We start from the raw sequence: 5,359 nt of genomic DNA, 5'->3' as shown, positions 1-5,359 counted from the left end.
GCTGGGGCCCGGGCCGGCCGGGGGGCCCCCGGGGGGGGGCCCCGGGGGGGGGGCGGGGGCCGGGGCCCCCACCCCCGGGCGGGCCCGACCGTCACCCGTGCGGGACGACCGCGACGGGGGCTTCGGCGTGGTGCAGGACGGCGTGCGCGACCCGGCCGAGCCTGGGGCCGATCTCGATCGGGCGCCGGCCCCGGCCGACCACGACCAGGGCGGCTCCGGCGGAGGCCTCGACCAGGGCCCGGGCGGCGCCGAGCTGCACCACCTCGACCACCTCGACGTCCGGGTGCCGCTCGCGGGGGCCTTCCAGGGCGAGCGAGAGCAGCTTGGCCTCCAGGGCCTCCAGCTGGCCGAGCTCGCCCGCCGGGACGGCGCCGCCCGCGTAGCCGAACATCGGCGGCAGGTCCCAGCCGTGCACCGCCCGGACCCGGGCGCCGCGCAGGGCCGCCTCGCGGAAGGCGAAGTCGAGCACCTCGGCCTCCGGGGTGTGGGCGTCGACGCCCACCACCACCTCGGCCGCGCCGGCCGTCGCCTCCTCGCGCACCACGACCAGCGGCACGGTGCTGCGCCCGGCCACCGACATGCTGACCGAGCCGAGCAGCAGCCCGGTGAAGCCGCCCCGGCCGCGCGAGCCGAGCACCAGCAGATCCGCCTCGGCGGCGGCCGCCAGCAGGCCGTCCACCGGCGCGTCCAGGACTGCGTCGGTCTCCACGGTCAGGTCGGGGTGCAGGCCGCGGATCTCCTCGGCGGCCTCGGCCAGGGTGCGCCGGACGGCCTCGGGAAGGTCGTCCGCCTCGGCGAAGGAGGACACCCCGTCGGTCAGCCACGGCCAGGCGTGCGCCAGGCGCAGCGCGGCGCCCCGGCGCACCGCCTCGGCGGCGGCCCAGTGGACGGCGGCGGTGCTCTGCGGCGAGCCGTCGATCCCGACCAGAACGGTTGACGTCATGAGTGTTCCTCCACACTGTCGACACACTGTCGACGCTCGGCGGTTCGGTGCGGGCCGCGGTGCGCTCTGACGCCCCGTCCGCTCCATCCCCACCCTGGCAGCCGTACAGGGCCCGGCGGCAGAGGCCGCAGGACCCTGCGCGACGGGCCGAAAGGCCCGCCCGAGGGAGCCTACGTTCGACCCCGCCGTCCCCACGACCGACACGTGGGCATTACCGTGAACACGGCAATCCCGCTGGTCGGGCGGGCACCCGGGCCGGACGGGACGGCGGGGGCTACCGTCCGCGAAGCGGTCGGGACGCGTCCGGATGGCGGACGGGCCGGTCAGGGCAGCACGACGAGGAGGACAGCGGTGGGCGGAGCGGACGGCAGCGCGGCGGGTGGCGGCGCGCGGATGCCACGGCTGCGCCTGGACGAGCTGCTGGAGGAGCTCCAGTGGCGCATCGACGCGGCCCGCGGCACCCAGAACCGGGTGCACAGCCTGCTGGAGGCGGTGCTGGAGGTCGGGCGGGAGCTGGACCTGGCGCAGGCGCTGCACCGGATCGTGGAGGCCGCCGCCGACCTGGTGGACGCCCGGTACGGGGCGCTCGGCGTGATCGGGCCGGACGGGCACACGCTGTCGCAGTTCCTGACCGTGGGCCTGACCGAGGAGGAGATGGCCGAGATCGGCCCGCCGCCCTCCGGCCAGGGCATCCTGGGCGAGCTGATCCGCGATCCGCGGCCGCTGCGCTGCCCGGTGCTGTCCGAGCACCCGGCGAGCGTCGGCTTCCCGCCGAACCACCCGCCGATGCACACCTTCCTGGGGGTGCCGGTCCGGGTGCACGGCGAGGTGTTCGGCAACCTCTACCTGACCGACAAGCGCGGCGGGCTGGACTTCGACGAGGACGACGAGGCGGTGATCGCCACCCTGGCGGTCGCGGCCGGCGTGGCGATCGACAACGCCCGGCTGTACGAGGAGGCCCAGCTGCGCCAGCGCTGGCTGCGGGCGAGCACCGAGATCACCCGCAGCCTGCTGTCGGGGGCGCCGCGGCTGGAGGTGGTCGAGCTGATCGCCCGCCGAGCCCGGGAGATATCCGGCGCCGAGCTGGCGGACGTCTCGGTGGCGGTGGCCGGGCCGGAGGAGCGGGCCGAGGAGCTGAGCGTGGAGGTCGCGCTGGGCGGCACGCCGTCCGCGCGGCTGGGGGTGACGGTGCCGGTGGACGGCACGCTGTCCGGCGCCGCGTACCTCTCCGGCTCGCCGGCCACCAGCGACGAGCTGGCCTGCGACGCCCGTTTCCCGGCCGGCCCGGCGGGCCGGTTCGACGGGCTGGGCGCGGCGGTGGCGGTGCCGCTGGGCACCGGCGCCGGGTACGGGCGGGGCGTGCTGCTGCTGGCCCGGCAGCAGGGGCAGCCGGCTTTCGGCCCGGAGGAGACCGGCCCGTTGCTGGGCTTCGCCGACCAGGCGGCACTGGCCCTGGAGCTGGCCGAACGGCGGCGCGACGCCGAGCAGTTGAACCTGCTGGAGGACCGCGACCGGATCGCCAGGGACCTGCACGACCTGGCGATCCAGCGGCTGTTCGCGACCGGCATGACGCTGCAGAGCGCGGGCCGGCTGATCGAGAGCGAGGCCGCGGCGGACCGGGTGGCCCGGGCGGTGGCCGACCTGGACGAGACCATCAAGATCATCCGCTCGACCATCTTCGGCCTGCGCGCCCACAGCGAGCCGGACCGCGGCCTGCGCGCCCGCGCCACCCGGGTCGTCACCGACGCCCAGGGCACCCTCGGCTTCCCGCCCCGGCTGAGCATGGAGGGACTGCTGGACACCGACGTGCCGCAGGAGCTGGCCGGGCACGTGGTCGCGGTCCTCGCCGAGGCGCTCAGCAACGCGGCCCGGCACGCCAAGGCCTCCCGGGTCGAGGTGACCCTGCGCGCCCTGGCCGGGCGGGTGGTGCTGACCGTGACGGACGACGGCGTCGGGGTGCCCGAGGGCGGGCGGCGCAGCGGGCTGCGCAACCTGGCGGAGCGCGCCGATCGGGTCGGCGGCTCCTTCGCGGTCGAGCCGGCCGAGGGCGGCGGCACCCGGCTGGCGTGGGAGGCCCCGATCGGTTCCTGAGGCCCCGGTCGTCCGGCGCGATCACCCGGTACTCGGGCAGCAGGGCGGAGAGTTGGTCTTCCAGCTCCGGTGGTCCGGCAGGCCGCCGTGCAGCAGCACCAGCGGCTCGCCGGACCCGGCGTCCGGGTAGGCGAGGCGGCCGCGGCCGCTGTCGAAGGAGCGCGGCTCGGGGGTGGCGGCGGAATCGGTCATGGCGCGATGCCAGGCCGGGCGGCCACTCCGGGTCGGCCCCGCATCAGACCTGAACTCCCTTGCGCCACCCTGGTGTTGACGCTTCCGACCGGGCCGGCCTCAGACCAGGCAGCGGCCGATGACCAGCTCCGGGCGGATCCGGATCCGCACCGTGGCGTCCGGGTCGGTCGCCGTACCGGCCGGGCGGACCTGGGCGCGGCCGAGGACGGTGACGAACCAGCCGGAGCCGTCCCGGCCGTCCACCTCGTCGGCCTCGAAGGCGATCACGGCGCCGTCGACCGCCCGGGCCAGTTCGGAGTCGGCCGGCGCCGAGACCAGCACCCCGCCGGGGCCCAGCCGGAAGGACACCGGCAGGACGGCCGGGAGGGCGTGGACGGTGTAGACCACCCGGCCGACGGCGGCCCGGGACAGCAGCTCCAGCGACCGCTTCCGGTCGAGTTCGCGGAGTCCGGGGAGATCGGTTCGGTCGCACAAGGAGGACCCGTGCGAGGAGGACCCGTGCGCGGAGGCCCGGGGAGACGGAACGTGGTCGCGGTTCATGCGAGCGATGCTCACCCGCGGGCGGGCCGGGTCGCGAGGGCCGATGGTCCCGGCGCGGCCGGGCCGGGGCCCCGGGACCTCCGCCCGGGGCCGGGCCGGGGTCCCGGGCCCCTCGGCCCCTCGACCCCGTCGTGGCCCGTCGGCGTCAGTACCGGCCGGAGCGCAGCCCGGAGCTCTGCGGGGCGGCGGAGGCCTGGCGCAGTTCGGTGGCGATCAGGGCGGCCTGCACCCGCCGCTCGACGCCGAGCTTGGCGAGCAGCCGCGAGACGTGGTTCTTGACGGTCTTCTCGGCGAGGTAGAGCCGCTCGCCGATCTGCCGGTTGGTCAGGCCCTCACCGATCAGTTCGAGGACCTCCTGCTCGCGTGCGGTCAGGGCCGGCCCGGTGGTGACCGGCTGGGCGGGCTCGGCGTCGCTGCGCAGGCGGTTCAGCAGGCGGGTCGCGGCGCCGGGGTCGAGCATCGAGCGCCCGGAGGCGACGGTGCGGACGGCGGCGATCAGGTCCGTCCCGCTGATCTGCTTGAGCACGTACCCGGCGGCGCCCGCCATCACGGCGTCCAGCAGCGCCTCCTCGTCGTCGAAGGAGGTCAGCATCAGGCAGGCCAGATCGGGCATCCGCGAGCGCAGTTCGCGGCAGACCGAGACGCCGTCGCCGTCGCCGAGCCGGACGTCCAGCACGGCCACGTCGGGCCGCAGGGCCGGCACCCGGACGAGCGCCTGCTCGGCCGTCGCGGCCTCCCCGACCACCTCCAGGTCCGGCTCGCCGTCCAGCAGGTCGTACACCCCGCGGCGCACCACCTCGTGGTCGTCCAGCAGGAACACCCGGACCGGCGCCGAGGCCTCGGCGCCCTCCGTCTTGGTCGCCATCACGCGGCTCCACCTTCGTCACCCCCGCACACTCCCAGCGGGGCCCAGGGCATCATCCCCCGGAAACACCGGCGGGCCCAGGGCCCAACGGCCCCATTCGGACGGGGTCGGAGTGCCTGGGCCCACGGACCGGCTCAGCGCCCCTGCCGCCGGACGTTCCCCAGGCCCATCAGCAGGAAGGCGAGCGCGACGCCCGCCCCGCTGACCGCCGCGAGCATCACCCGGGACACGACCTCGCCGCCGCCCGAGAGCAGGATCGCCATCGCCCCGAGCAAGGCGACGGCCGCGCCCACCACCAGCCAGCCGGCCAGCGCGAGCGCCGGCGGCCGGTTGGAGCGTGGGGCGGGCCCGGCGTCCAGGGCGGCCCAGCGGGCGGCCGTCTCCCGCACCTCCCGGCGGCGGTCCCACAGGGCCCGGACGCGCAGTGCCGCGCCGCCGACCAGTCCGGCGAGCGCGACCTGTGCGGCCGGCTGCCAGTCCGGCAGGACGAGCAGCAGCCCGCCCGCGAGCGCGAGCCCGGCCCACCAGAGCACGCAGGCCGCGGCGGCCGTACGGGTGGAGCGGGGCCGGTCGGCGCCGGCCTGGAGGTCGGCGATGGCGGGCAGGTACCAGACGCAGCCGCTCGCGGTGAGCGCGGCGGTGCCGATGGCGAGGACGGTGTGGTTCACGATCCGGCCTTCCTGGATCGAACGGGAGATCGAACTGGACTGGATGTGACGGAGCCGTCC

The 5,359-nt window shown here is 76.8% G+C and carries 6 protein-coding genes; 1 reads left to right on the top strand and 5 read right to left on the bottom strand.

What is annotated here, in order from left to right; translation table 11 throughout:
• Positions 1-91 precede the first annotated feature (91 nt).
• On the bottom strand, positions 92-943 hold the full coding sequence (locus tag ACFRMQ_RS37520; RefSeq protein WP_380735341.1) for a universal stress protein: 852 nt from the start codon (positions 941-943) through the stop codon (positions 92-94).
• A gap of 393 nt (positions 944-1,336) precedes the next feature.
• Between ACFRMQ_RS37520 and ACFRMQ_RS37515 the strand changes: the two genes are divergently transcribed.
• Positions 1,337-3,034 (top strand): GAF domain-containing protein, encoded by a 1,698-nt coding sequence (locus ACFRMQ_RS37515; protein ID WP_380735342.1) that lies wholly within the window; start codon positions 1,337-1,339, stop codon positions 3,032-3,034.
• 21 nt (positions 3,035-3,055) lie between these two features.
• Here ACFRMQ_RS37515 and ACFRMQ_RS37510 read toward each other — a convergent pair whose 3' ends face one another.
• The 4 genes from ACFRMQ_RS37510 to ACFRMQ_RS37495 all read right to left on the bottom strand — a co-directional run.
• Entirely contained in the window at positions 3,056-3,226 is a 171-nt protein-coding gene (locus tag ACFRMQ_RS37510) for an alpha/beta fold hydrolase (RefSeq protein WP_380735340.1), read from the bottom strand.
• A gap of 99 nt (positions 3,227-3,325) precedes the next feature.
• A complete protein-coding gene (locus ACFRMQ_RS37505) occupies positions 3,326-3,766 on the bottom strand; it encodes a pyridoxamine 5'-phosphate oxidase family protein (RefSeq protein ID WP_380735339.1) in 441 nt (146 codons plus the stop codon).
• A gap of 145 nt (positions 3,767-3,911) precedes the next feature.
• Positions 3,912-4,631 (bottom strand): response regulator, encoded by a 720-nt coding sequence (locus ACFRMQ_RS37500; protein ID WP_380735338.1) that lies wholly within the window; start codon positions 4,629-4,631, stop codon positions 3,912-3,914.
• A 134-nt stretch (positions 4,632-4,765) separates the two neighbouring features.
• Positions 4,766-5,359, bottom strand: a 594-nt coding sequence (locus tag ACFRMQ_RS37495) for a hypothetical protein (protein ID WP_380735337.1), incomplete at its 5' end; no start/stop codon positions are given.

It is taken from the genome of Kitasatospora sp. NPDC056783 (genome assembly GCF_042789895.1).
Taxonomy (GTDB): domain Bacteria; phylum Actinomycetota; class Actinomycetes; order Streptomycetales; family Streptomycetaceae; genus Kitasatospora.
This window is presented reverse-complemented; position numbering and strand designations above follow the sequence as displayed.

Excerpts from the sequence above, each read along its gene's own strand:
- ACFRMQ_RS37520 (WP_380735341.1), bottom strand. The coding sequence starts at position 943 with ATGACGTCAACCGTTCTGGTCGGGATCGACGGCTCGCCGCAGAGCACC.
- ACFRMQ_RS37515 (WP_380735342.1), top strand. The coding sequence starts at position 1,337 with ATGCCACGGCTGCGCCTGGACGAGCTGCTGGAGGAGCTCCAGTGGCGC.
- ACFRMQ_RS37510 (WP_380735340.1), bottom strand. The coding sequence starts at position 3,226 with ATGACCGATTCCGCCGCCACCCCCGAGCCGCGCTCCTTCGACAGCGGC.
- ACFRMQ_RS37505 (WP_380735339.1), bottom strand. The coding sequence starts at position 3,766 with ATGAACCGCGACCACGTTCCGTCTCCCCGGGCCTCCGCGCACGGGTCC.
- ACFRMQ_RS37500 (WP_380735338.1), bottom strand. The coding sequence starts at position 4,631 with ATGGCGACCAAGACGGAGGGCGCCGAGGCCTCGGCGCCGGTCCGGGTG.